Here is a 24,633-nt window from a genome sequence, read left to right as displayed (position 1 = left end):
CGGCCCCGGCCGGCAGACCGCCCGCCGAAGGAGGCCACACTCCATGAGCCCCTTTACCGGTTCCGCAGCGCGCACCGAGAACTGGCGCCATCTGCGGCTGACCAGGCACGAGGGTGTCGCGACCGTCACCCTCGCCCGCCCCGAGAAGCTCAACGCGCTCACCTTCGGCGCCTACGCCGACCTGCGCGATCTCCTCGCCGAGCTGGCCCGCGAGCGTTCCGTACGCGCGCTGGTGCTCGCCGGCGAGGGCCGCGGCTTCTGCTCCGGCGGTGATGTCGACGAGATCATCGGCGCGACGCTCTCCATGGACACCGCCCAGCTGCTCGACTTCAACCGCATGACAGGTCAGGTCGTCCGGGCGATCCGGGAGTGCCCCTTCCCGGTGATCGCCGCGGTCCACGGCGTCGCCGCAGGAGCGGGCGCGGTGCTCGCGCTCGCCGCGGACTTCCGGGTCGCGGACCCGTCCGCCAAGTTCGCCTTCCTGTTCACCAAGGTGGGCCTGTCCGGCGGAGACATGGGCGCGGCCTACCTGCTGCCGCGGGTCGTCGGGCTCGGCCATGCCACCCGGCTGCTGATGCTGGGCGATGCCGTCCGCGCACCCGAGGCCGAACGGATCGGTCTGATCAGCGAGCTCACCGACGAGGGCCAGGCGGATGTGCGGGCGGGCGAACTGGCCCGCCGGCTCGCGGACGGTCCGGCCCTGGCCCATGCGCAGACCAAGGCCCTGCTCACCGCCGAGCTCGACATGCCGCTCGCCGCGTCGGTCGAACTGGACGCCGCGACCCAGGCGCTGCTGATGAACGGCGCGGACTACGCCGAGTTCCACGCCGCCTTCACCGAGAAGCGCCCGCCCAAATGGCAGGGGAGATAGCCATGACCGCTTCCCTGCGCGTCGCCGTCATCGGCGGCGGACCCGGCGGGCTGTACGCGGCCGCGCTGCTCAAGCGGCTCGGCCCCGACCGGGACATCACCGTCTGGGAGCGCAATGCACCCGACGACACCTTCGGCTTCGGCGTCGTCCTCTCCGACGAGACCCTCGGCGGCATCGAGCACGCCGACCCGGTCGTCCACCAGGCACTTCAGGCCGAGTTCGTACGGTGGGACGACATCGACATCGTCCACCGCGGCCGCACCCTCACCTCCGGCGGCCACGGTTTCGCCGCACTGGGCCGCCGCAGGCTCCTTCAGATCCTGCACGAGCGGTGCGAAGGACTCGGCGTACGGCTCCGCTTCCGCTCCGAGGCCCCGCCCGCCGCCGAACTCGCCGCCACGCACGACCTCGTCATCGCCGCCGACGGTGTGCACAGCGCCACCCGGGACGCCCATGCCGACGCCTTCGCACCCCGCATCACCGCGCATCGGTGCCGCTACATCTGGCTCGCCGCCGACTTCGCCTTCGACTCCTTCCGGTTCGAGATCGCCGAGACCGAGTACGGCGTGATGCAGCTGCACGGCTACCCCTACTCGCGGGACGCCTCCACCGTCATCGTCGAGATGCGCGAAGAGGTCTGGCGGGCCGCGGGCTTCGACCAGCTCGACGAGGCGGAGTCCACCGTCCGCTGTGCCAAGATCTTCGCCGACGCACTCGACGGCCGCCCACTGCGCGGCAACACCTCCGCCTGGACCGCGTTCCGCACCGTCGTCAACGACCGCTGGTCGCACGGCAATACGGTGCTGCTCGGCGACGCCGCCCATACCGCGCACTTCTCCATCGGCTCCGGCACCAAACTCGCCGTCGAGGACGCTCTCGCCCTCGCCGCCTGCATCGAGGAGCAGCCCGGCCTGTCCGCTGCCCTCGCGGCGTACGAGAACGAGCGCCGACCGGTCGTCGAGTCGACCCAGCGCGCGGCCGCGGCCAGCCTGCGCTGGTTCGAGGAGCTCGGCACCTATGTCGACCAGCAGCCCCGTCAGTTCGCCTTCAACCTGCTCACCCGCAGCCGCCGGGTCACTCATGACAATCTGCGGCTGCGTGACGCCGCCTTCACCGACTCCGTCGAGAAGGACTTCGGCTGCCCGCCCGGCACCCCGCCGATGTTCACCCCCTTCCGGCTGCGCTCCCTCACCCTGCGCAACCGGGTCGTCGTCTCACCCATGGACATGTACGTCGCCGATGACGGGCTTCCCGGCGACTTCCACCTCGTCCATCTCGGCGCCCGCGCGCTGGGCGGAGCCGGCCTGGTGATGACCGAGATGGTCTGCGTCAGCCCCGAAGGCCGCATCACGCCCGGCTGCACCGGCCTCTGGACCCAGGAGCAGGGCGACGCCTGGCGCCGTGTCACGGACTTCGTGCACCTCGGCGCGCCGGGCACCGCGATCGGCGTCCAGCTCGGCCACTCCGGCCGCAAGGGCTCCACCAAGCTCATGTGGGAAGGCATCGACCAGCCGCTGGACCAGGGCAACTGGCCCCTGGCCGCCGCATCCCCGCTTCCCTACCGCGCCGGTGTCAACCAGATCCCGCACGCACTGGACCGCACCGGACTCACCGAGATCCGCGAGCAGTTCACCGGCGCGGCCCGGCGCGCCGCGAGCAGCGGCTTCGACCTGCTCGAACTCCACTGCGCCCACGGCTACTTGCTCTCCGGGTTCCTCTCCCCGCTGACCAACCGGCGCACCGACGCCTACGGAGGTCCGCTGGAGAACCGGCTCCGGTTCCCCCTTGAGGTCTTCGACGCGGTGCGGGCCGTCTGGCCGGACGAGCGGCCCATGACGGTCCGTATCTCCGCCACCGACTGGGCGGACGGCGGCACCACCGCGGACGACGCCATCGCCATCGCCCGCGCCTTCGCGGCGCACGGCGCCGACGCCATCGACGTCTCCACCGGCCAGGTCGTCCCGGAGGAGCAGCCCGAGTACGGCCGCTCCTACCAGACCCCGTACGCCGACCGGATCCGCAACGAGGTGAACGTCCCGGTCATCGCGGTCGGCGCGATCTCCTCCTGGGACGACGTGAACTCAGTGCTGCTGGCCGGCCGAGCCGACCTCTGCGCCCTGGCCAGGCCACACCTCTACGACCCGCACTGGACGCTGCACGCGGCGGCCGAGCAGGGCTACACCGGACCGGGGGCGCCCTGGCCGCTGCCGTACCGGGCGGGCAGCCGCACGCCACCGACCGGCCGCACGGACGCGCCCAAGCCCCGGCTCACGCTGAGCTGAGGCACTCGTGACACCGGCAGGGGGTGCGGCACCCCGGCACCCCGGCACCCCGGCCCACCGCACCTCCCGGGCCGTGCGTGCCCGCAGCTCAAGCTCCTCGGCGCACTCCCGCAGCCGCCGGGGGCCGCATCGGCGCCTTGGTGGAAAGGATCCTTGCGCCGCGGCACTCCGGGCTGCGGACCAGCCGCGGCCGGAACGAGTGCGGTTGGCGTACCGGCACGACGCCGGTGAATGACGCGCCGGTGTGGCGCCCGTGTCCGATCACGGCGACGTCCTGATCGTCGCCCGGGCCGTAATCGCCGATGACATACACCTTCGCCCCGCCCTGGAACGATGTGGTCCCCGGCCGCAGGTCCCGCCCGTCCTCGCCGTGACGTCGCCACCGCACCACGTTCGCCGCAACGAGCCGCACCGGCTCGCGCACCCCGCTCACTCCACCCCGCCCCCCAGCACGAACTTCGCCCCGGCCTCCCGCAGCCGTGCGTGCAGCCGGGCGAAGACCTCCGCCGAGCGGCCGCCCGGCCATTCCCCCGGCAGCAGCTCGGCCGGCAGGCCCGGGTCCGCGTACGGCAGCCGCCGCCACGAATCCAGGGCCGGCAGATAGTCCTGGTAGGCGTCCGCGGGCGGAGTGTCGTCCCGCGCGTCCCACGCGCGCAGCACCGGCTCGTGCAGATCCAGGAACTCCTCGTGCAGCTCGGCGATCGCCCCCAGGTCCCACCAGCGCGCAACCGCCTCGGCCGTCGCCGCGAAGCCGAGGTGCTCCCCGCGGAACAGGTCCACGTACGCATCGAGCTGAAGGCGCCGCAGCGTGTGCCGCGTCTCCTCGTAGAGCCTCGCCGGCGCGATCCACACCCCCGGCGCCGCCGAACCGAAACCGAGGCGCACGAGCCGTGAACGCAGCAGATGACGCTTGTGGCGCTCGGCCTCCGGTACGGAGAAGACGGCGAGGACCCAGCCGTCGGACAGCTGTGGCGCGGGGCGGGCGTAGATCCGCCGGTCGCCGTCGTCGAGGAGCTGGCGCGCGTCGGCCGACAGTGCGTAGCCGGCCGCCCCGTCCTCGGTGCGCTCGGGGATCAGCAGACCGCGGCGCTTGAGCCGGGACACCGACGAGCGCACCGACGGCGCGTCGACGCCGAGCACCCCGAGCAGCCGGATGAGCTCGGCCACGGGAAGGGAACCCGGTCGTTCGCGTCCGTACGCGCCGTACAGGGTGACGATCAGGGAGCGGGGGGTGTGCTGCTCGGCCACGTGATCACTCTATGGCCCGCAGCCGGTAGCGCTGCAGCTTGCCGGTCGCCGTGCGGGGAAGGGCGTCCAGGAAGACGATCTCGCGCGGGCACTTGAACGGTGTCAGCCGCTGCTTCACCCAGTCGGTGAGCGCCTGCGCGGTGTCGTCGCCCGGCTCGCTCCCGCCGCGCAGCACGACGTACGCGACCACGATCTGCCCGCGCAGCTCGTCGGGGCGTCCCACCACGGCGGCCTCCGCGACCTCCGGATGGTGCAGCAGAGCCTCCTCCACCTCGGGTCCGGCGATGTTGTACCCGGCCGAGATGATCATGTCGTCGGCGCGCGCGACATACCGGAACCAGCCGTCCGGCTCGCGCACATAGGTGTCGCCGGTGCGGTTCCAGCCGTCCCGTACGTACTGCGACTGGCGAGGGTCGGCCAGATAGCGGCAGCCCACCGGGCCGCGCACGGCCAGCAGCCCCGGTTCCCCGTCCGGCACGGGACGGCCCTCCTCGTCCACCACGCGCGCCTCCCAGCCCGGCACGGGAACCCCGGTCGTGCCCGGTCTGATCGCCTCGTCCGCCGCCGAGATGAAGATGTGCAGCAGTTCGGTCGCGCCGATGCCGTTGATGATGCGCAGCCCGGTCCGCTCCTGCCAGGCCTGCCAGGTGGCCGCAGGCAGATTCTCGCCGGCCGACACGCAGCGCCGCAGCGAGCCGGTGTCGTGCCCGTCGAGCTTGTCCAGCATCACCCGGTACGCGGTCGGTGCGGTGAACAGGACCGACACCCGGTGCTTGGCGACCGCCTCCAGCAGCTGTGCGGGGCCGGCCTGCTCCAGCAGCAGGGCGGACGCCCCGGCCCGCATCGGGAAGATCACCAGACCGCCGAGCCCGAAGGTGAAGCCCAGCGGCGGGCTGCCCGCGAACACATCGTCCGGCTCGGGCCGCAGGACCTGCTCCGAGAAGGTGTCCGCCACCGCCAGGACATCGCGGTGGAAGTGCATGCATCCCTTGGGGCGGCCGGTGGTGCCCGAGGTGAAGGCGATCAGCGCGACATCGTCGGCGGCCGTCGCCACCGGCTCGTACGGCTCGTAGGGCCGCGCCGAGGCCAGTCGCAGCAGATCGTCGGGACCGTCGCCTCCGTAGGCGGTGATCCGCAGGCCCGGCACCTCGGCCTTGGCCAGGTCGTCGAGGGACCGGATGTCGCACAGGGCGTGGCTGACCGCGGCGATCTCGCAGACGGTCGCGAGCTCCTTGGCCCGCTGCTGAGCCAGGACCGTGACCGCCACCGCCCCTGTCCTCATCACGGCGAGCCAGCAGGCGGCCAGATGGGGGGTGGTCGGGCCGCGCAGCAGCACCCGGTTGCCGGGTACCACCCCGAGCTCGGAGGTCAGGACATGCGCGATCCGGTCGACCTGTTGGCGTAGTTCTCCGTACGTCCAGACCTCGCCGCCCCCGGTGCGGAAGACGGGCCGGTCCGCGCCGAAGCGCTCGATCGTCCCGTCCAGCAGCTCCGCCCCGCAGTTCAGGCGCTGTGGATAGCTCAGCGCCGGCAGGCCGAAGACGAGATCGGGCCACTGCCCGGCGGGCGGCAAGTGGTCGCGCGGAAAGGTGTCGAGGTGGGCCGAGGGTGACAGCTCCATGGTTCGCCCCCTTCTCGTGGTGGGGTCGCGCATCGAGCGTATCGTTAAGGTGACGACAGTCAATGGTCCGCGATACGGTGCTTTCCGGGGAGGCTGTCCGCGGTGCCGCCGCGGGGCCCCGGAACCCCGGCCGTCGGAAGTGGGGGCTCGAATGCCCGTATTCTCACTCGATCCGGAACAGACCGCATGGGGTGCGCAGCTGCGCATCGCGGCCCACGAGCGACTGCGGCCGCTCGCCGAGAAAGGGGAACCGGGACGGATCAACCGGCCCTTGGTCGCCGCCCTTGCCGAACTGGGCCTGCTGGAACGCCTCTTCACCGCAGGTGCGCTGGAACTGTGTCTGCTGCGCGAGTCCCTGGCCTACAGCTGCACGGAGGCCGAGACCGCGCTGGCCCTGCAGGGACTCGGCAGCTACGCACTGGTCCACTCGGGTACGCCCGCACAGCGCGAGCGCTGGCTCCCCGAGGTGACCGCGGGGCGTGCCGTCGCCGCCTTTGCACTGTCCGAGCCGGACGCGGGATCGGACGCCGCGGCCCTGGACCTCAAGGCGGCGCCGGACGGCGCCGGCTGGCGGCTGAGCGGGGAGAAGCGCTGGATCTCCAACGCGCCCGAGGCCGACTTCTACACCGTCTTCGCCCGCACGACCGACGGGGCGGGCGCCCGGGGCGTCACCGCCTTCCTCGTCCCCGCCGACCGTCCGGGCCTGGACGGCACCGCCCTCGAGATGCTCTCCCCGCACCCGATCGGCGCACTGACCTTCACCGATGTGCCGGTCACCGCGGACGATGTGCTCGGGGAGGTGGACCGCGGCTTCCGCGTCGCCATGAACACCCTCAACCGCTTCCGCCCCAGCGTCGGCGCGTTCGCCGTCGGCATGGCCCAGGCCGCCCTGGACGCCACCCTCCGCCACACCGCCACCCGGCACGCCTTCGGTGGCCCCCTCAAGGACCTCCAGTCGGTCGCCCACAAGGTCGCCGAGATGGCCACCCGCACGGAGGCCGCGCGGCTGCTGGTGTACGCGGCGGCCTGCGCGTACGACGACGGCGCCGCCGATGTGCCGCAGCGCTCCGCGATGGCGAAACTTCTCGCCACCGAGACCGCGCAGTACGTCGTCGACGCCGCCGTCCAGCTGCACGGTGCCCGCGCCCTTCAGCGCGGGCACCTCCTGGAACACCTCTACCGTGAGGTACGGGCACCCCGGATCTACGAGGGCGCCACCGAGGTCCAGCGCACGATCATCGCCAAGGAGCTGTACGCCGGAGCGCTTCCCGCCGGAGCGCTTCCCGCCGGAGCCGTACGCCGAGGAGAGGTCCCGATGAGCCTGCAGCGCCACAATCCGGCCGAGCTCTCACCCCCCACCGGCTTCTCCCATGCCGTCACCGCCAGCGGCTCCCGGCTGGTGTTCCTGGCCGGCCAGACCGCGCTGGACACCGCCGGAAAGGTCGTCGGTGCTGCGCTGCCCGAACAGTTCGAGGCCGCGCTCACCAATCTCCTCACCGCGCTCGCCGCGGCGGGCGGCACCCCGCACGACCTGGCCCGCGTCACCATCTACGCCACCGACGTGGCCGACTACCGTGCGCACGTGAGCGAACTGGGCCGCATCTGGCGGCGGTTGGCGGGACGCGACTACCCGGCGATGGCGGTGATCGGGGTGGTGCGGCTCTGGGACGATCAGTGCCTGGTCGAGGTGGACGGGGTGGCCGTACTGCCCTGAGGGGCGGTAGGCGCGTCCTTGTCCTTGTCTAGTCGGCCGGGCTCTCGTCGGCGGTGCGCCCCCGGTCGTCGACCGGATCCGAGCCGTCGTCCGGGAACACCTGCGTGTTGTCCTTGTACGGCGTGAGCTCCTTCGCCCGCTCGTTGACCTCCGGGTCCACGTGCATCTGCCAGCGCGGGCTGGTGACGACCGCGCGCAGCTCGTCGAGGCTGAAGGGCGGCTGCGATCCGATGACCGGCCCGTCCTCGATGTCCACGCCGTTGGCCGTGCCCACGGAGATCCGGGTGCCGTCGGCCCGCAGCAGTTCCGCATGTCGTCGCAGCAGCAGCCCCGACCGGTCCTCGTACAGCATCAGCACCGAGCCGTCGGCGAGTTCGGTGACCCCGCAGGCGGTCATCGTCCCCTCCGGTTCGCGCTGCTTGCAGGAGAAGAGCCCCTGGAGATCATCGATGTGCCGGCCGAAGCCGGGTTGGAAGTTGACCTGCACCTCGGCGCCGGCGAGCCAGCCGTCGGCGCTGAGCCGGCCGAAGGTGCCGCCATCAGGAAGAATTGCGGGTGCGCTCTGCCCTTCGTAGCCGGACGTCCCGCCCTTCCCCGGTAGCAGTTCCTTCAGAATCTGCACAGTCGCCCGACCGGACAGCCACTCCTTGCCGGCCGGCGGTGCGGCGGGCTTCGGACGCCCGCTGAAGTCCGGGAGCGTGACCTCGTCCAGCGCGCTCGGCAGGGAGGAGGTGACCTCACCGGTATAGGTCGGCAGATCAGCGCCGAACACCGACGCCCCCAGCACCGCACCGGTGACCGCGAAGACGCCTGCACCCGCGGCGAGCCGGCGCCGTACGCGCAGCTGCCGCCCCGTGCGCGTCGCCCCCTCGACCAGGGCGTGCGTCTTTGGCCGCACCCCGCCCACCGCGTCGTCCATGGCCCTGCTCAGTTCCTGCTCGTCCATCATCGTCAAGTTCCGCCCCTCCTCACACCGTGGTGAGTGACTCGCGCTCGTCACCGAGCAGTTCACGAAGCCGTGCCAGTGCGCTCATGCTGCGGTTGCGCACCGTGCCCGCCCGCAGGCCCAGTTCGGCCGCGGTCTGTTCCACGCTCTGGTCCTCCCAGTAGCGCAGTACCAGCACCGCGCGGTCCTTGGGAGGCAGCCGGCCGAGCGCCGACAGCAGCGCGACGCGCAGCTCCGGATCGCCCCGGTCGCCGTACGCGCTGTCCGGCACCGTCTGCACAGGCTGCTCCGAGCTGCGCCGCAGCCGTCGCTGCGACAGATGGATGCGCACCAGGACCTTGCGGACATACGCGTCCTGGTGGTCCGCGCGCTGCACCCGCCCCCAGGAGGCGAACGCCTTGCCCAGTGCCGTCTGCACCAGGTCCTCGGCCAGATGCCAGTCGCCGCCGGTCAGCAGCAGTGCGGTCCGGAAGAGCCGCGCGCTGCGCGTACGCGCGAATTCCTGGAATTCCTCCAACCGGGTGTCTCCGGACACTCCTGCCCTCCCTCACCAGCCGCGCTGTCGCGGACTGCTCACCCCCAAGACGCGGCGGCGGCACGACTCTGTCACTCCCAAGTCAGTGGCAGCGCGCCGGTGACGGGGCATAACATCGTTATCCATCGAGGGGAGCCACTGTGCCGGAGATCGAACTCACCGCAGGGACCATCCAGTACGAGGACACCGGGGGACCGGGCCCGGTCGTCGTCCTGCTGCACGGTCTGGTGCACGACGCGACGGTCTGGCGCAAGGTCGTCGCCGATCTCCGCAGCGACCACCGCTGCATCACACCGACCCTGCCGTACGGCTCCCACCGCACGCCCATGCGCCCGGACGTCCCGCTGACACCCGACTCCGTCATCGAGCTGATCGCCGAGTTCCTGGACCGGCTGGATCTGCGGGAGGTGACCCTCGTGGAGAGCGACTGCGGCCGGGCGCAGACGGTTGCCGCCGCTCACCCCGAACGCCTGGCCAGGCTGGTGCTCATCTCCTGCGAGGCGTTCGACAACTACCCGCCGGGCGCACCGGGCAAGATGATCTCGCTCCTGTGCAGGGTGCCGGGCGGTGTGTTCCTGATGGCGCGGGTCCTCGGTCTTCGCGCACTGCGCAGGTTCCCCGTCGGCCTCGGCGCGCTGACCAAGCGCCCGGTGCCCACCGGGATCACCGACGGCTGGCTGCGCCCGCTGCGGACGGACAAGGCCATCAGGTACGACTTCAAGCGCTACAACACGAGCGTCCGCAGGACCGAACTGCTCGAAGCGGCCGAGGCGCTGCCGTCGTTCGACCGGCCCGCCCTCGTGGTGTGGGCGACCGAGGACCGCATGATGCCCCGCGAGCACGGCCGGCGGCTCGCCGAACTGCTGCCGCAGGGACGGCTGCTGGAGATCGAGGACAGCTGCACCCTGATCGCCGAGGACCAGCCGGAACAACTGTCGGCGGCACTGCGCGCATTCGTCGCGGAGAAGACGGCCGACGGCGCTTGATCGACTGGTGGCGGGGACACCAGGGGCTTAGCGTCGAAAGGGTGGCGGGTACCGTCTCTTGACCCGCCACAAGGTCGCGATGCGCCATGACGAGCCCCAAGCCGACAGCCCCCGTGCAGACCGCCGCTCCGGACCAGGGCGGCGGACACGGGATCGCCCTTCTCGTCATCGCGTCCTGCCAGTTGATGGTGGTGCTCGACGCCACCATCGTGAACATCGCGCTGCCGCACATCCAAAGTGCCCTGGACTTCTCCACCACCGGCCTGGCCTGGGTGGTCAGCGCCTACACGCTCACCTTCGGCGGTCTGCTCCTGCTCGGCGGCCGTGCCGGTGACATCCTCGGCAGACGGCGCGTGTTCATCTCCGGCGTGCTGCTCTTCGCACTCGCCTCCCTGCTCGGCGGACTCGCGCAGGACTCCGGCCAGCTCCTGGCGGCGCGCGCCCTGCAGGGCGTCGGCGGCGCCATCGCCTCGCCGACCGCGCTGGCGCTGATCACCACCACATTCCCCGAAGGCCCCAGACGCAACCGGGCGTTCGGTGTGTTCGCGGCCGTCTCCGCCGGAGGCGGCGCGATCGGTCTGCTGGTCGGGGGCATCCTCGTCGAATGGCTCGACTGGCGGTGGGTGCTGTTCGTCAACGTCCCCATCGGCGTGCTCATCGCGATCGTCACGCCTCGCGTCATCGGCGAGTCCGAGCGCCATCCCGGCCACTTCGATCTTGCCGGCGCAGTGACCTCCACGCTCGGCATGTTCTCGCTGGTCTACGGATTCATCCGGGCCGCGCAGGAGGGCTGGCGCGACGGGCTCACCCTGGCGTCGTTCGGCGCGGCGGTGGTACTGCTCTCCACCTTCATCATGATCGAGCGGCGCTCCACACAGCCGATCACGCCGCTGCACATGTTCGCCGACCGTAACCGCGCGGGCACCTACGGCATCATGCTCAGCCTCGCCGCCGCGCTCTTCGGCATGTTCTTCTTCCTCACGCTCTTCGTGCAGGACGTGCTCGGCTTCAGCCCGTTGCAGGCCGGCCTGGCCTTTCTGCCGGTCAGCGCAGTCATCGCGGTGGGTGCGGGCCTGGCCTCCCAGCTGCTGCCCAGGTACGGTCCGAAGCCGTTCATGGTCACCGGCGCCGTGCTGGCCGCGGCCGGCCTGTCCTGGCTGACCCTCACCGACGTCCACTCGACATATCTGGGCAGCATTCTCGGCCCGATGCTCGTCTTCAGCCTCGGCATGGGCATGGAGTTCGTCTCGCTGACCCTGATGGCGGTCTCCGGGGTGGCGTCCCACGAGAGCGGCGCTGCCACCGGTCTGCTCAACACCAGTCAGCAGGTGGGCGGTTCGCTGGGACTGTCCATTCTGGTCACCGTCTTCGGCACGGCCAGCCGCAACGAGGCGAAGGAGCAGGTACCGGCGTTCCTCGCACAGGCGACCCCGGTCGAGCGACTGCAGTTCCACCGCACCGGTCAGCTGCCGGCGCCGTGGAGCGACGAGGTGCTGACCTCGGGAGCCTCGGCGGCCTTCGTCATGGCCGCCGTCTTCACCGTCATCGCCGCGATCATCGCGGTGGTCGCCATCCAGGTGAGGCCGTCCGACATCGAACGCCTCAAGGGCGGCGTCACCCCCGGTCCCTGACGAGGGCCCTGGACCGGGCGAAGGCCCCGCTTCCCGAAGAAGGCGGGGCCCTGGCGGAGCGCGACGGGATCAGCCGAGGGAATCAGCTCATGGGGCCGGGGCCGACGCGCTTCCCCGCGCCGGTCCGTGCGCTCGTGGCCATGGCCAGGCCGCAGAGCAGTGCGACCAGGCCGACGATGATGTTGTTGACCACGGTGCCGGTCGTCGCGACATTGCCGGCGACGACCCATGGCGAAATGATCGTCCATACGCCTATGGCGCACGCGGCCCATGCCATGGCATGGGTGCGTTCGTATGCGGAACCGAAGCCGCCCATGCACAGGGCATAGGCGAGACCGGTGATCAGGTTGCACACGGCCAGGTTGGTCAGGTCGCTGAATCCGGCGATCCATGGCGAGGCCGCCAGGTAGAGCCCCGTCAGCAGGGCGAGGGTCTCAACGGCCTGGGCGCGAGGGGTGGTGGTCACCCGCTCGAAGCGGGTACGCATCTCGGCCAGGTCCGGATGCTGCGAAATGTCTGCGTGGGTGGTCATGGTGGGCCGCCTCCTGTCAGCAGCCTTATCTTTCCTTTATGTCCATGGAACCCCTGTCCCGGCGGCCGGTCAATGGGCAATTTCCCGGACCGGATCACCACCCGGACGCAGGCCCGCCAAGCGGTCGAGTACGAGCTCCGCCGGCGCTCGTCTCCACCGGGGCCGTTCGCCGGCCGTCCGAGGACCTTGTCGCTGACACGACCGCCCGGGACCCGCGCCGTACGCCGACCTCGATCTGGGTCCGCTGCGGTGAGGTCGAAGATCGCCGCTTCTGTACAACCATTCGCGGAGCCCACCCGTCGGACCAGGTGTCAGAGAGTCAACTTCCAATGAACGGGACGGTATCCAAGAGATGTCACCACGCAGTCGGCACCGGTGGTCCGCCATCGTGACAGCGACCGCAGCTGCTCTTCTGGGCGCCGTACTCGTCGGCACTCCCGCCCACGCGGACCCGCAAGGCACCCTTGCCGCGCAGGACGGCCCCGTCCTGAACTTCACCGTCGTCCGGGACGAGGTCGGTCTGCCCCAGCCTGCCGACCCGACCGACCCGCCGCAGATCAGCTGGGGCCTGGCGGGCGACCCCGACGGCGGCACCGCCGAAGACGTGGTCGTCAAGATCGACGTATCCGGCATCTCCGCCTTCACCGATGTCAGCGACCGTGACTGCAAGGCCGGCGTGTGTGCCTGGCCCGCCAAGGACATCGCATCGGACGGTTTCCACGGCGGGCTCCTCGAGATGAACGCCAAGCCGAACGCTCCGCTCGGTACGACGGGCAAGGCCCGGCTCTTCGCCACGTCCTCCAACGCGACCGTCGCCGACACCACCGTGACGGTGACCGTCGGCGCGGTGGGCCTGGTCGTCAACAGGATCCCCCAGACGGACACCGCAGAGCCCGGGGCCCCTCTCGACGCCCCGATCACGATCGCCAACACCGGATCGCTGACGGCCCAGGGGGTGGACCTGAGGCTCGCAGCCACCCAGGGCCTCGGCTTCGCGCAGCGGTTCTCCAACTGCACCTACGGAACGACCGACGACATCGCAAGCGCCTCCGGCCAGACGCTGGACAGCGCGGTGTGCCACATCAGCACGCCGGTCGAACCGGGCAAGCGCTACCGGCTGTCCGCGCCGATGATCCTCGACGTCAAGCAGACCGCGCTCTTCGAGTTCCTGGACTACACCGCGACGCCCATCGGCGCCGGCGTGCCGGCGACCGCGGACAAGGCGCGTGGCAGCGGGCCCGTGCTCTCGCTGGTGCCGGACGGCAGCGCGCCTCCGGCGCCCGCGACGGATCATGCACTGTGGATCATCAATGCGGTCAACACCGCTGATTTCGCCGTCACCGGCGACACTGCCACCGCCGACCCCGGCGACAGCGTCACGCTCACGGCGAAGGTCCGCAACAACGGTCCGGCGTCCTTCAACCTCCTCACGTCCGACGACCACCCCGGGCTGCTGGTCGACATCCCGAAGGGCACCACTGCGGTGAAGATCCCGAAGGGCTGTGGCCCCTGGACGGGCGGGGGGATGAGCGAACCCCGGCTGGGCGCCCCGCAGTACCTCTGCGCGATCGACTCTCCGTTCAACGCGGGCAAGGCCGTGACGCTCGAGTTCACGGTGAAGATCGGCAAGGACGCGCCGGCCACGACCGGCGGTGATCTGCGCACCCTCTCCGTGAACGGTGGTGAGCTGGAGGTCGACACCAACAAGGCGAACGACAAGGCCCTGTTCACGGTGGATGTGAAGGGCTCCTCGGCGAGCACCGGCGGCTCGACCGGCGGGGACGGCAACCAGCCGGAGCCCCAGACCACAACGCCGGCCAACGCGTCCTCGGACAACGGGGGCGCGCTTGCCGAGACCGGCAACAGCGGCACGCTGACGATCGCCTGGACAAGCGCGGCGGTGCTCGCCGCAGGAGGCCTGCTGATCGCCGCAGCCCGCAGGCGCAGGACCCGCACCGGAGCCTGACCGCTCCTCTGCGGGGGTTGTGCGCTGCACGGTACCGCGCGATGACCGACCGCATCCTGGGCCGCCTCCCCCGAGGCGGCCCAGGGTGCTCGAAGCTGGTCGGCTGCGGTCAGCGTGGTCGCTGTACTCCGCTGCTGTACAGCGCGACTCCTGACCACTGCTTTGTAAGCCTGGCGCCACGCGTGGATACGTCCTCGCTGGTCGTCGTGCGTGCCACGGTGTCGAGTCTGCCGACGGGCGTTCGCCCCGCTACGCGCTCCGAGTGTCCGTGGTCGACCGCTCGATCTGGCATGGATCTGGCACGGGAACGCGACGGGGCTATGGGGTCAGTCGTGTCGCGAAGCGGGTATGCGGATGCAGGGGCCAAGGTCGGTAGAAGCTGCCAGCAACTTGGCTGCCGCTTGTAGATCGTGTTCCCATGCCGGGAGATCGTCCGGTCCGATCCATTCGCTGTACTCCGCTGCGATGGAGAGGAACTGCGTCTCCTCCTGGGTGTGAGCCGCGACGGTCATCGAGAGCCGGTCGGCCACTTGCTTGGGACTCAGCCCGCCTTGCACGAGACCGAACGCGAGGCTCAAGAGGAGACGTCTGCCGGCCATCTCCTCGTCAGGAAGAGGCACGTCGAGTTCGCGCAGGGCCTGGACGTACAGCTCGCGGACCTCAGTCGGATCGCTCCTGCGCGGCAGGCCAGCCAGCTCACGCAGGGCAGGAGAGTCGTGGCCATCAACCAGCGCGTGCGCAGCGAGCATCGGAAGATCCTCAGAGTGGAGTACCTCTGCCACGTACTGCCAAGCACTGTCCTGCAATCGGTCCATGACGACCATCGTGGAGGGCGCGAGGCGTTCTGGCCAGCAGATTGCTGTTCAGTTTCGGATGCCCCAGTGGCTTCCTGCACACGGGCTCCGGAGGCCGGTGAGTGAGGCCCTGACCGACAGGCAGGCACGCATCCTGCGCTGCGTCGGGGCGTGGATCGCCGAGTACGGCGAGTGGCCCACGATCCGGGAGATCGGCTGGCAGGTCGGGCTCTCCAGCACGTCATCGGTGGCTTACCAGCTCGAGCGCCTGGAACAGCCCGGTGCCATCAGCCGCAGCGGACGCCGGTGGCGCCTGGGCGGCCAGCTGGACCACCCCGGAGGTAGAGCACCAGGTCAGTGCCGGGTTCCTCGACAGGAAACCGGCACTGACCGACTGTGTCAGCTGTCGTCGCAGTCCCGGACACGAGGGGTGGGCATGGAGTCACTCCTGCCGTTCACGATCAGCGTCGCGTAACCCACACCGCGGTTGCACGTCGTGGGCGTGAAGTGGCCGAAACACCCTCGCGTGAAACCGGCGTTGAGCGTCGACTGCGCGCAGAGCGTCTCCGAGCCATCGATGTTGTCGATGATTCCCTGGATCGAGACGGGCCCCGGACCGTCGTTGCGCACGACCAGGACGACCTGCTTCTTCGTCTGCGGCAGAGCGATGTAGCACGCCTGGAAGCTGACTTGGCGCACATAGGCGTGTTCATCGGTCCGTGTGCAGTGCCAGCGGGAGCTGGTCTGGACGGGGCTCCAGTTGGCCGCGGCGGCGGGACCCGCCGTGAGAAGTACGCCCGCCACGGCGGCGGCCGTGCAGCCGACCGTCCGCAATACCTTGTGCATGCATCCCCGATTCATGTCGGTTGATCACGGTCAGTGACCAGGTGTGGACCCTAGGGACCCAGGGCCGGGCACCGCAAGCCGATTTCGGCCGAACCAGGCTTCTCCGCACCCTCGACAACACAACGTCATCCTGACAGCCGAAGTCAGTAGGGAGCGTCGCCCGGCCGACGGGCCGGGCGCGCGGCGAGCGGAGCGAGCCCTTGATGATGTAGGGAAAATCAGGCAGGAAGAAACCCTCGTATCAGCGGGTCATCTTCGCCAACGTCTCGTCGGTGTTCGGCGCCGCGGTCGACGACGGAATCATTGTTCGGAATCCCTGCCGCGCGAGCTCCGTACGGCCGCCGCGGGCCGACAGTCGCAAGCTCAAGCAGTGGTCTGAGGAACGCGTCTTGGCTGTGCGGGACGCCCTGCCGACGGCGTACCGCAAGGTGGTCGACCTAGGGGCCGGGTGCGGTCTCCGGCAAGGGTAGATCTTCGGCCCGGCGGTTGACGAGCTCGACTTCCTGGGTGGGGTCGTGCACGTCGTTCGGCAGGTGAAGCTGGTGAAAGCGCAGCTGGTGTTCGCCCCGCCCAAGGGCGGGAAGCTGCGGGAAGTGCCCCCTGACGCCGTGGCGTTCGCCCTCGCGGAACACATCACGGAGCGGCCACCCCTTGAACTGACCCTCCCCTGGAAGACCCCGGACGGGCCGCCGGTCAAGGCCTCGCTGCTCTTCTACTCCCGGGAGCGCAAGCCTGTGAACCGGAACTCAACATGCGTGTGTGGAAGCCGGCGCTCGCGGAGGCCGGTGTCATACCGGAGCGCGAGGCGGGGGAGAGGCGCTTCGTCTCCTCCCGCGAGCACGGCATGCACGCACTCCGGCACTTCTACGCGTCGGTCCTCCTCGATGCCGGGGAGAACGTCAAAGCCCTCGCCGAGTACCTGGGGCACAGCGATCCGGGCTTCACCCTGCGCACGTACACCCATCTCATGCCGAACAGTCAGGCGCGAGCGCGTAAGGCCGTCGACCGTGTCTTCCGCAGGGGCGATGACACAGCCGACGGCCCACAGACGGCCCAGGACGGAGAAAAGGCCTCCTGACCTGCGGCCGCGTCAGATGTCGCGGAAGATCTCGATCTGCGCGCCCACCGAGTTCAGCCGCTCCGCCAGATCCTCGTAGCCTCGGTTGATCACGTACACATTGCGCAGCACCGACGTGCCCTCCGCCGCCATCATTGCCAGCAGGACCACCACCGCGGGGCGCAGCGCCGGCGGGCACATCATCTCGGCCGCGCGCCAGCGGGTCGGGCCCTCGACCAGGACGCGGTGCGGGTCCAGCAGTTGGAGACGGCCACCGAGGCGGTTGAGGTCCGTCAGGTAGATCGCCCGGTTGTCGTAGACCCAGTCGTGGATCAGCGACTTGCCCTGGGCAACGGCCGCGATCGCCGCGAAGAACGGCACGTTGTCGATGTTGAGTCCGGGGAACGGCATCGGGTGGATCTTGTCGATCGGCGCCTCCAGCTTGGAGGGCCGTACGGTCAGGTCCACCAGCCTCGTCCGGCCGTTGTCCGCCGCGTACTCGCCGGTGCGGTCGTGGTCGAGACCCATCTCCTCCAGCACCGCGAGCTCGATCTCCAGGAACTCGATCGGCACCCGGCGGATCGTCAGCTCCGACTCCGTGACGACCGCCGCGGCGATCAGGCTCATCGCCTCGACCGGGTCCTCGGAGGGGGAGTAGTCGACGTCCACGTCGATGTTCGGCACGCCGTGCACGGTGAGCGTCGTCGTCCCCACGCCCTCGATCCGCACGCCCAGGGCCTCCAGGAAGAAGCACAGGTCCTGGACCATGTAGTTGGAGGAGGCGTTGCGGATGACGGTTATGCCGTCGTGCCGTGCGGCGGCCAGCAGCGCGTTCTCGGTCACCGTGTCGCCGCGCTCGGTCAGTACGATCGGCCGGTCGGGGGAGGCCGTACGGTCCACCCGGGCGTGGTAGATGCCCTCGGTCGCGGTGATGTCCAGCCCGAACCGGCGCAGCGCGATCATATGGGGCTCGATGGTCCGGGTCCCCAGGTCGCAGCCGCCCGCGTACGGCAGCCGGAAGCTCTCCATCCGGTGCAGCAGGGGGCCGAGGAACATGATGATCGACCGGGTCCGGCGCGCGGCCGCGACGTCCATGGCGTTCATGTCCAGCTCGGTGGGCGGCACGATCTCCAGGTCCACGCCGTCGTTGATCCACCGGGTGCGCACACCGATGGAGTTGAGCACCTCGAGCAGCCGGTACACCTCTTCGATCCGGGCGACCCGGCGCAACACCGTGCGGCCTCTGTTCAGGAGCGAGCCGCACAGCAGGGCCACACACGCGTTCTTGCTCGTCTTGACGTCGATGGCACCGGACAGCCGACGGCCGCCGACCACGCGCAGATGCATGGGGCCCGCGTAGCCGAGCGAGACGATTTCGCTGTCGAGCGCTTCACCGATGCGCGCGATCATCTCAAGGCTGATGTTCTGGTTGCCGCGCTCCACGCGATTGACCGCGCTCTGACTGGTACCGAGAGCGTCGGCGAGCTGCGTCTGTGTCATGCCACGATGCTGGCGAGCGTCACGGATGAGCTTGCCGATACGTACGAGGTAATCGTCGACCATGCGTCGGACATTATCTCAGATATGAGATGGACTCGCGTGGGGATAGGCCATCAGGGTGAAATACCGTGCGCGGTGGCATGTCGCGGTTCGTAGAGCGGGAGTTCGGCCCCGCTCGGCATCCGTACCGAGGCCAGCACCCCCCAGCCCTGGTCGCTCGGTGGCCGCGAAATCTCCACATTCTGTTCGGCGAGTCGGGACAAAGTGCCCTCGAGGTCGTCGCACATCAGATAGAACTCGTGCTTCGTGTCACCGGTCGTCGGGTGCACGGCGACCTCCGCCGGCGGCAGTTTGAAGATGAGCCAGCCGCCTCCGGCGTCGACATGCGGGAACCCGAGCACGTCCTTGACGAACGCCCGGTCCGCGTCGGCGTCCGTGGTGTAAAGGATCACATGCGCTCCACTGAACATGCTTCGATGCTCGGCCCGCGCCGCTGTCGCGGCAATCGCAGTGCCGTCGCACGCGCCGGGGCGGTTGCGCTCCGCATGGGCCTCCGGCGACGCTCCGCACCGGCCCCCGGAAGCGCAGAGCGATGCAGACGCCGTCGCAGTGGCGCACCGTGAGCCCGCCCGCCAGGGCGACGACCGCACCTTCGGCCATACGGGTGTGTCCGGCCTCCTCCAGTGCTGTGGCCGGGCCGCCGGTGGATGCAGATGACCGGGCTCAGTGGTTCGCTCCGGCGCCTCGGCTGTCAGCGGGAGCGGCGCGGCCTTCGTGAGCTCTGGACCCGGAGCGAGTGCCGGCGGTGTGCGCACAGGCCTGGCCGAGCCCCCGCCGGCCTGTGCCGTCGTCGACGCACCGAACGCCCGCCGGAGGAATGAGCAACCGCGCCGGATCCGGCGTACTGAGGGTGGGGACGAACCCAACCATGAAGCCTCTCCGTACCGGAGGAACCTCACCCGTGACCACCACCGAAGCAGCCTCGACTCGCGGTGACGGCCGCGGGGCGGACGCGACGCAGGGTTGGCAGTTCAACTCGTCCCTCGTGCTGACCATGGTGCTGGTCCTGGTGGTTGGGCTGCAGGGGCCGATCCGGCGGGCGTTGTCCGCGCCGGTCATGCAGAGCTGGATGACCGTGTTCGTCGCGGTGGTCGTCCAGGCATTGCCCTTCCTCGTCCTCGGCGTGCTGCTGTCGGCGATCATCGCGGTGTTCGTCCCGCCGTCGTTCTTCGCCCGCGCGCTGCCGAGCCGGCCCTCCCTGGCGGTGCCGGTGGCCGGGATGGCCGGGGCGGTCCTACCGGGCTGCGAGTGCGCTTCCGTGCCGGTGGCCGGGGCGCTTGTACGCCGGGGTGTCACCCCTGCCGCGGCGTTGGCGTTCCTGCTGTCCGCCCCGGCGATCAACCCGGTCGTGCTGGCCGCCACCGCTGTCGCGTTTCCCGGCAACCCGCAGATGGTTCTCGCCCGGTTCGTGGCGAGTCTGCTCGTGGCGTGCGCGATGGGCTGGTTGTGGCAACGGCTGGGCCGCACCGACTGGATGCGCCCACCGGACCGTCCGTCGTTCGGCGGCCTCGGCAAGGGGGCGGCGTTCTGGGGATCGGTACGGCACGACGTGGTGCACGCCGGAGGCTTCCTTGTCGTCGGCGCGATGGCCGCGGCCACGCTCAAGACCGTGGTACCGGCCGGCTGGCTGCGCGCCGCAGCCAATGATCCGCTGGTGTCGATCCTCGCCCTGGCGTTCCTCGCTGTGGTGTTGTCGATCTGTTCCGAGGCCGACGCGTTCGTGGCCGCGTCCCTGTCGCAGTTCTCCCTCACCGCCCGGCTGGCCTTCCTCGTCGTCGGACCGATGATCGACCTGAAACTGTTCGCCATGCAGGCCGCCACCTTCGGCCGGGGGTTCGCGCTGCGGTTCGCCCCCGCCACCTTCACCCTGGCCGTCCTGGTGTCGGCCCTTGTCGGGGCGGTCCTGCTGTGAACCGGCAGGCGCAAGCAGCCGTGTTGTTCCTCATCGGCGGGGCGGTGCTGCGCGCCGGCCTCACCGACCTCTACCTGCGCTACGTCAAGGCCGGGCTGCGCCCGTTGCTGCTCGTGGCAGGCATGGTCCTGATCGCCGCCGCCATCGCCACGGTCTGGTACGAACTGCGACGGCAGCGCACGGACCATGAGAGCCGGCCCGAGCGTGAGCTCCACGACGAGCACGGCCACGCCCACCGCGAACCACGGATCTCCTGGCTCCTCGTCCTGCCTTTGTTCGCCCTCATCCTGGTCGCCCCACCCGCACTGGGCTCCTACAGCGCCATGCGCACCGGCACGGCTCTGCAAGAACCCCTGGCCTTCCCCGCCCTCCCCGCCGACGACCCTCTCCGGCTCGGCGTCGTCGACTATGCCGGCCGCGCCGCTTACGACCACGGACACTCCCTCGGCGGCCGGAGGATCAAAATCACCGGCTTCATCACCCTCGACCGCGGCGGCGCGCCCTATCTCACCCGCATGGTTCTCAACTGCTGTGCCGCCGACGCTCAGCCCGTCAAGATCGGCCTGTCCGGAGAGGTTCCGCCCGTCCTGCAGCCCGACACCTGGGTCGAAGTCACCGGCACATACACCAGCAAACAGACCAAGGACCCCGTCAACGACGGCGTCATCCCCTTCATCGACATCAGTCAGGCCAGACCGGTCCCTGCCCCGCCCGACCAGTACGAAGACTGACGAGGCCGAGTGCGCCGTCGGATCCGAAGCGACTGCGCCGGGCGGGGATCACCCCACCCCTGGTTTCCCCCGGCGTGCGCCGGCTTGCCTCGGCGGTCCGGGATGCGCAACAGGGCCGCGATGTCGGTCACGTACTTCTTGGGGACGTCCACGGCTCCATGCGGCTGCAGAGCCGGTCGACGCCGACGCCCTGCGCCGACTGGCCGTGACTGACACGGCCGTCCCCGGGCCTGCCGGCTCCGCCGCGGCGACCGGCCGTCAGTATCGAGCCACTGACCTGCGACGACTTCGTCGGATGAGACAAACGCCCGGTCGCGTGCGTTCCATGAGACGACGACCGGGTCGGATGAGAGCGGACAGGGGGCGTCCGGGCATGACCCTGTAGCGGTCATGTACTAGAGTTATCTCGACATCGAGATATCTGCCGAAGGCGTACCGCAAGCCGCCACTCGGTAAGGGTTACCTAACTAAGCCTTACCTTAGCGGATCGGCGAGGAGCCGGGGCGGCAGCATTGAGGTAGTACGCGCACATTGATGAAGGAGACTGTCGTGTCGGCGAACAGCTTCGACGCCCGCAGCACGCTGCGCGTGGGCGACGAGTCTTACGAGATCTTCAGGCTGGACAAGGTCGAGGGCTCCGCGCGCCTCCCTTACAGCCTGAAGGTGCTGCTGGAGAACCTGCTCCGCACCGAGGACGGCGCGAACATCACCGCCGACCACATCCGGGCGCTCGGCAACTGGGACTCCCAGGCGCAGCCCAGCCAGGAGATCCAGTTCACGCCGGCCCGCGTGATCATGCAGGACTTCACCGGCGTTCCCTGTGTCGTGGACCTCGCCACCATGCGTGAGGCCGTGAAGGAGCTCGGCGGCGACCCGGCGAAGATCAACCCGCTGGCCCCGGCCGAGCTGGTCATCGACCACTCCGTCATCGCCGACAAGTTCGGCACCAACGACGCCTTCACGCAGAACGTGGAGCTCGAGTACGGCCGAAACAAGGAGCGCTACCAGTTCCTGCGCTGGGGCCAGACCGCCTTCGACGAGTTCAAGGTCGTCCCGCCCGGCACCGGCATCGTCCACCAGGTGAACATCGAGCACCTGGCCCGCACCGTCATGGTCCGCGGTGGCCAGGCGTACCCCGACACCCTCGTCGGCACCGACTCCCACACCACCATGGTCAACGGCCTCGGTGTGCTCGGCTGGGGCGTCGGCGGCATCGAGGCCGAGGCCGCGATGCTCGGCCAGCCGGTGTCCATGCTCATCCCGCGCGTCGTCGGCTTCAAGCTCACCGGCGAGCTGCCCACCGGCACCACCGCCACCGACCTCGTCCTCACGATCACCGAGATGCTGCGCAAGCACGGCGTCGTCGGCAAGTTCGTCGAGTTCTACGGCGAGGGCGTCGCCGCCACCTCGCTCGCCAACCGTGCGACCATCGGCAACATGTCGCCGGAGTTCGGCTCCACCGCCGCGATCTTCCCGATCGACGGCGAGACCCTGAACTACCTGAAGCTGACGGGCCGCTCCGAGCAGCAGGTCGCGCTCGTCGAGGCGTACGCCAAGGAGCAGGGCCTCTGGCTCGACCCGGCCGCCGAGCCCGACTTCTCCGAGAAGCTCGAGCTGGACCTGTCCACGGTCGTCCCGTCGATCGCCGGCCCGAAGCGTCCGCAGGACCGCATCGTCCTGGCCAACGCCGCCGAGCAGTTCACGCAGGACGTGCGCAACTACGTCGACGAGGACGACGAGGCGGGCAAGGAGTCCTTCCCGGCCTCCGACGCCCCGGCCGAGCACAACGGCGTCCCGACCCGCCCGACGCTGGTCACCGCCCCCGACGGCTCGACCTACGAGATCGACCACGGCGCCGTCACCGTCGCCGCGATCACCTCCTGCACCAACACCTCGAACCCGTACGTCATGGTCGCCGCCGCGCTGGTGGCCAAGAAGGCGGTCGAGAAGGGCCTGACCCGCAAGCCGTGGGTCAAGACCACGCTCGCCCCGGGCTCCAAGGTCGTCACCGACTACTTCGACAAGGCGGGTCTGACCCCCTACCTCGACAAGGTCGGCTTCAACCTGGTCGGTTACGGCTGCACGACCTGCATCGGCAACTCCGGCCCGCTGCCGGACGAGGTCTCCAAGGCCGTCAACGACCACGACCTGGCCGTCACCTCGGTGCTCTCCGGCAACCGCAACTTCGAGGGCCGGATCAACCCCGACGTCAAGATGAACTACCTGGCGTCCCCGCCGCTGGTCGTCGCGTACGCTCTCGCGGGCTCCATGAAGGTGGACATCACCCGCGAGGCGCTCGGCATCGACACCGAGGGCAACCCGGTCTACCTGAAGGACATCTGGCCTTCCGAGGCCGAGGTCAACGACGTCGTGGCCAACGCCATCGGCGAGGACATGTTCAACAAGTCCTACCAGGACGTCTTCGCGGGCGACGCCCAGTGGCAGGCCCTGCCGATCCCGACCGGCAACACCTTCGAGTGGGACCCGCAGTCCACCTACGTGCGCAAGCCCCCGTACTTCGAGGGCATGACGATGGAGACCACCCCGGTCACCGACATCGCCGGTGCGCGCGTGCTGGCCAAGCTGGGCGACTCGGTCACCACCGACCACATCTCCCCGGCCGGTGCGATCAAGGCCGACACCCCGGCCGGCCAGTACCTCACCGAGCACGGTGTGGAGCGTCGTGACTTCAACAGCTACGGCTCGCGCCGAGGCAACCACGAGGTCATGATCCGCGGCACGTTCGCCAACATCCGCCTGCGCAACCAGATCGCGCCGGGCACCGAGGGCGGCTACACCCGCGACTTCACCCAGGCGGACGGCCCGGTCTCCTTCATCTACGACGCGTCGCAGAACTACCAGGCCGCCGGCACCCCGCTGGTGATCCTGGCGGGCAAGGAGTACGGCTCCGGCTCGTCCCGCGACTGGGCCGCCAAGGGCACCGCGCTCCTCGGCGTCAAGGCCGTCATCGCCGAGTCGTACGAGCGCATCCACCGCTCGAACCTCATCGGCATGGGCGTCCTGCCGCTGCAGTTCCCGGAGGGCGCCTCCGCCGAGTCCCTCGGTCTGACCGGCGAGGAGACCTTCTCCTTCACCGGTGTCACCGAGCTGAACGACGGCACCACGCCGCGCACGGTCAAGGTCGCCACCGACACCGGTGTGGAGTTCGACGCGGTCGTCCGCATCGACACCCCCGGTGAGGCGGACTACTACCGCAACGGCGGCATCATGCAGTACGTGCTGCGCAACCTGATCCGCGGCTGAGCGGTCGGGCAACCGGCAACAGGACGGGCCGCGGCCACCAGGATGCCCAGCCCGCATGCGGTGATGACCCACCACGCGGGGCGGCCCGCCCCGACCGGGATCCGCCCCATCGGACGCCTATGCTGCGTTCACAAGGC

21 protein-coding genes and 1 pseudogene are annotated in these 24,633 nt (G+C 69.9%); 12 read left to right on the top strand and 10 right to left on the bottom strand.

Annotation, left to right across the window (positions count from 1 at the left end):
* Positions 1-43: 43 nt before the first annotated feature.
* Together ABZ208_RS12685 and ABZ208_RS12680 are read left to right on the top strand one after the other, a co-directional pair.
* Entirely contained in the window at positions 44-871 is an 828-nt protein-coding gene (locus ABZ208_RS12685) for an enoyl-CoA hydratase family protein (RefSeq protein ID WP_356909477.1), read from the top strand.
* On the top strand, positions 856-3,153 hold the full coding sequence (locus tag ABZ208_RS12680) for a bifunctional salicylyl-CoA 5-hydroxylase/oxidoreductase (protein WP_356909476.1): 2,298 nt from the start codon (positions 856-858) through the stop codon (positions 3,151-3,153). Before ABZ208_RS12685 ends, ABZ208_RS12680 begins: the two co-directional genes overlap by 16 nt.
* An 88-nt stretch (positions 3,154-3,241) precedes the next feature.
* Here the strand turns inward: ABZ208_RS12680 and ABZ208_RS12675 are convergent, their stop codons facing one another.
* Genes ABZ208_RS12675 through ABZ208_RS12665 form a run of 3 tightly spaced genes read right to left on the bottom strand, consistent with a single transcriptional unit; the run spans position 3,242 to position 6,022 of the window.
* Positions 3,242-3,577 carry a hypothetical protein gene (locus ABZ208_RS12675; protein WP_356909475.1) on the bottom strand — a complete coding sequence of 112 codons (336 nt, stop codon included), beginning with the start codon at positions 3,575-3,577 and terminating at the stop codon, positions 3,242-3,244.
* A gap of 5 nt (positions 3,578-3,582) precedes the next feature.
* Positions 3,583-4,401 (bottom strand): PaaX family transcriptional regulator C-terminal domain-containing protein, encoded by an 819-nt coding sequence (locus ABZ208_RS12670; protein WP_356909474.1) that lies wholly within the window; start codon positions 4,399-4,401, stop codon positions 3,583-3,585.
* A gap of 4 nt (positions 4,402-4,405) precedes the next feature.
* Positions 4,406-6,022, bottom strand: coding sequence for an AMP-binding protein (locus ABZ208_RS12665; RefSeq protein WP_356909473.1), 1,617 nt, complete (start codon positions 6,020-6,022; stop codon positions 4,406-4,408).
* A gap of 151 nt (positions 6,023-6,173) precedes the next feature.
* Here ABZ208_RS12665 and ABZ208_RS12660 point away from each other — a divergent pair.
* Positions 6,174-7,280: pseudogene (locus ABZ208_RS12660) on the top strand (acyl-CoA dehydrogenase family protein); the annotation flags it as partial.
* Positions 7,281-7,337: 57 nt separating this feature from the next.
* Entirely contained in the window at positions 7,338-7,736 is a 399-nt protein-coding gene (locus ABZ208_RS12655; RefSeq protein WP_356909595.1) for a RidA family protein, read from the top strand.
* 28 nt (positions 7,737-7,764) lie between these two features.
* On the opposite strand, the gene ABZ208_RS12650 is transcribed toward ABZ208_RS12655, so the two are convergent.
* Entirely contained in the window at positions 7,765-8,691 is a 927-nt protein-coding gene (locus ABZ208_RS12650) for a hypothetical protein (protein WP_356909472.1), read from the bottom strand.
* A 13-nt stretch (positions 8,692-8,704) separates the two neighbouring features.
* Positions 8,705-9,217, bottom strand: a complete 513-nt coding sequence (locus ABZ208_RS12645) for a SigE family RNA polymerase sigma factor (RefSeq protein WP_356909471.1) — start codon at positions 9,215-9,217, stop codon at positions 8,705-8,707.
* Positions 9,218-9,357: 140 nt separating this feature from the next.
* Between ABZ208_RS12645 and ABZ208_RS12640 the strand changes: the two genes are divergently transcribed.
* Together ABZ208_RS12640 and ABZ208_RS12635 are read left to right on the top strand one after the other, a co-directional pair.
* Positions 9,358-10,203 carry an alpha/beta hydrolase gene (locus ABZ208_RS12640; protein ID WP_356909470.1) on the top strand — a complete coding sequence of 282 codons (846 nt, stop codon included), beginning with the start codon at positions 9,358-9,360 and terminating at the stop codon, positions 10,201-10,203.
* Positions 10,204-10,355: 152 nt separating this feature from the next.
* On the top strand, positions 10,356-11,834 hold the full coding sequence (locus ABZ208_RS12635) for an MFS transporter (RefSeq protein WP_356909594.1): 1,479 nt from the start codon (positions 10,356-10,358) through the stop codon (positions 11,832-11,834).
* An 82-nt stretch (positions 11,835-11,916) separates the two neighbouring features.
* On the opposite strand, the gene ABZ208_RS12630 is transcribed toward ABZ208_RS12635, so the two are convergent.
* A complete protein-coding gene (locus tag ABZ208_RS12630; RefSeq protein WP_356909469.1) occupies positions 11,917-12,366 on the bottom strand; it encodes an SPW repeat protein in 450 nt (149 codons plus the stop codon).
* 388 nt (positions 12,367-12,754) lie between these two features.
* On the opposite strand from ABZ208_RS12630, the gene ABZ208_RS12625 reads away from it, so the two are divergent.
* Entirely contained in the window at positions 12,755-14,332 is a 1,578-nt protein-coding gene (locus ABZ208_RS12625; protein WP_356909468.1) for a hypothetical protein, read from the top strand.
* Between the two features lie 326 nt (positions 14,333-14,658).
* On the opposite strand, the gene ABZ208_RS12620 is transcribed toward ABZ208_RS12625, so the two are convergent.
* Positions 14,659-15,147: a hypothetical protein gene (locus ABZ208_RS12620; RefSeq protein ID WP_356909467.1), complete on the bottom strand. Its 489-nt coding sequence runs from the start codon at positions 15,145-15,147 to the stop codon at positions 14,659-14,661.
* Between ABZ208_RS12620 and ABZ208_RS12615 the strand changes: the two genes are divergently transcribed.
* A complete protein-coding gene (locus ABZ208_RS12615) occupies positions 15,146-15,601 on the top strand; it encodes a hypothetical protein (RefSeq protein ID WP_356909466.1) in 456 nt (151 codons plus the stop codon). The genes ABZ208_RS12620 and ABZ208_RS12615 overlap by 2 nt on opposite strands.
* Here ABZ208_RS12615 and ABZ208_RS12610 read toward each other — a convergent pair.
* The gene (locus ABZ208_RS12610; protein ID WP_356909465.1) at positions 15,526-15,972 is read right to left on the bottom strand and encodes a hypothetical protein; all 447 of its coding nucleotides are present in this window, start codon (positions 15,970-15,972) and stop codon (positions 15,526-15,528) included. The two genes, ABZ208_RS12615 and ABZ208_RS12610, sit on opposite strands and share 76 nt — an antisense overlap.
* 751 nt (positions 15,973-16,723) lie before the next feature.
* Between ABZ208_RS12610 and ABZ208_RS12605 the strand changes: the two genes are divergently transcribed.
* Positions 16,724-17,050: a tyrosine-type recombinase/integrase gene (locus ABZ208_RS12605; RefSeq protein WP_356909464.1), complete on the top strand. Its 327-nt coding sequence runs from the start codon at positions 16,724-16,726 to the stop codon at positions 17,048-17,050.
* Between the two features lie 12 nt (positions 17,051-17,062).
* Here the strand turns inward: ABZ208_RS12605 and ABZ208_RS12600 are convergent, their stop codons facing one another.
* Both ABZ208_RS12600 and ABZ208_RS12595 read right to left on the bottom strand, forming a co-directional pair.
* Positions 17,063-18,592, bottom strand: coding sequence for a UDP-N-acetylglucosamine 1-carboxyvinyltransferase (locus ABZ208_RS12600; protein ID WP_356909463.1), 1,530 nt, complete (start codon positions 18,590-18,592; stop codon positions 17,063-17,065).
* A gap of 50 nt (positions 18,593-18,642) precedes the next feature.
* Positions 18,643-18,999 carry a VOC family protein gene (locus ABZ208_RS12595; RefSeq protein WP_356909462.1) on the bottom strand — a complete coding sequence of 119 codons (357 nt, stop codon included), beginning with the start codon at positions 18,997-18,999 and terminating at the stop codon, positions 18,643-18,645.
* Positions 19,000-19,490: 491 nt separating this feature from the next.
* Here ABZ208_RS12595 and ABZ208_RS12590 point away from each other — a divergent pair, with 491 nt between their 5' ends.
* The 3 genes from ABZ208_RS12590 (at position 19,491) to acnA (ending at position 24,496) form a co-directional block, all read left to right on the top strand.
* Entirely contained in the window at positions 19,491-20,501 is a 1,011-nt protein-coding gene (locus ABZ208_RS12590) for a permease (RefSeq protein ID WP_356909461.1), read from the top strand.
* Positions 20,498-21,232 (top strand): TIGR03943 family protein, encoded by a 735-nt coding sequence (locus ABZ208_RS12585; RefSeq protein WP_356909460.1) that lies wholly within the window; start codon positions 20,498-20,500, stop codon positions 21,230-21,232. Before ABZ208_RS12590 ends, ABZ208_RS12585 begins: the two co-directional genes overlap by 4 nt.
* Before the next feature lie 549 nt (positions 21,233-21,781).
* The gene (gene acnA, locus ABZ208_RS12580; RefSeq protein WP_356909593.1) at positions 21,782-24,496 is read left to right on the top strand and encodes an aconitate hydratase AcnA; all 2,715 of its coding nucleotides are present in this window, start codon (positions 21,782-21,784) and stop codon (positions 24,494-24,496) included.
* Positions 24,497-24,633: the final 137 nt, after the last annotated feature.

The organism is Streptomyces sp. NPDC006208 (genome assembly GCF_040613775.1).
GTDB lineage: Bacteria > Actinomycetota > Actinomycetes > Streptomycetales > Streptomycetaceae > Streptomyces.
The sequence above is the reverse complement of the archived record's forward strand: the minus strand, read 5'-3'. Positions and strand labels throughout refer to the sequence as shown.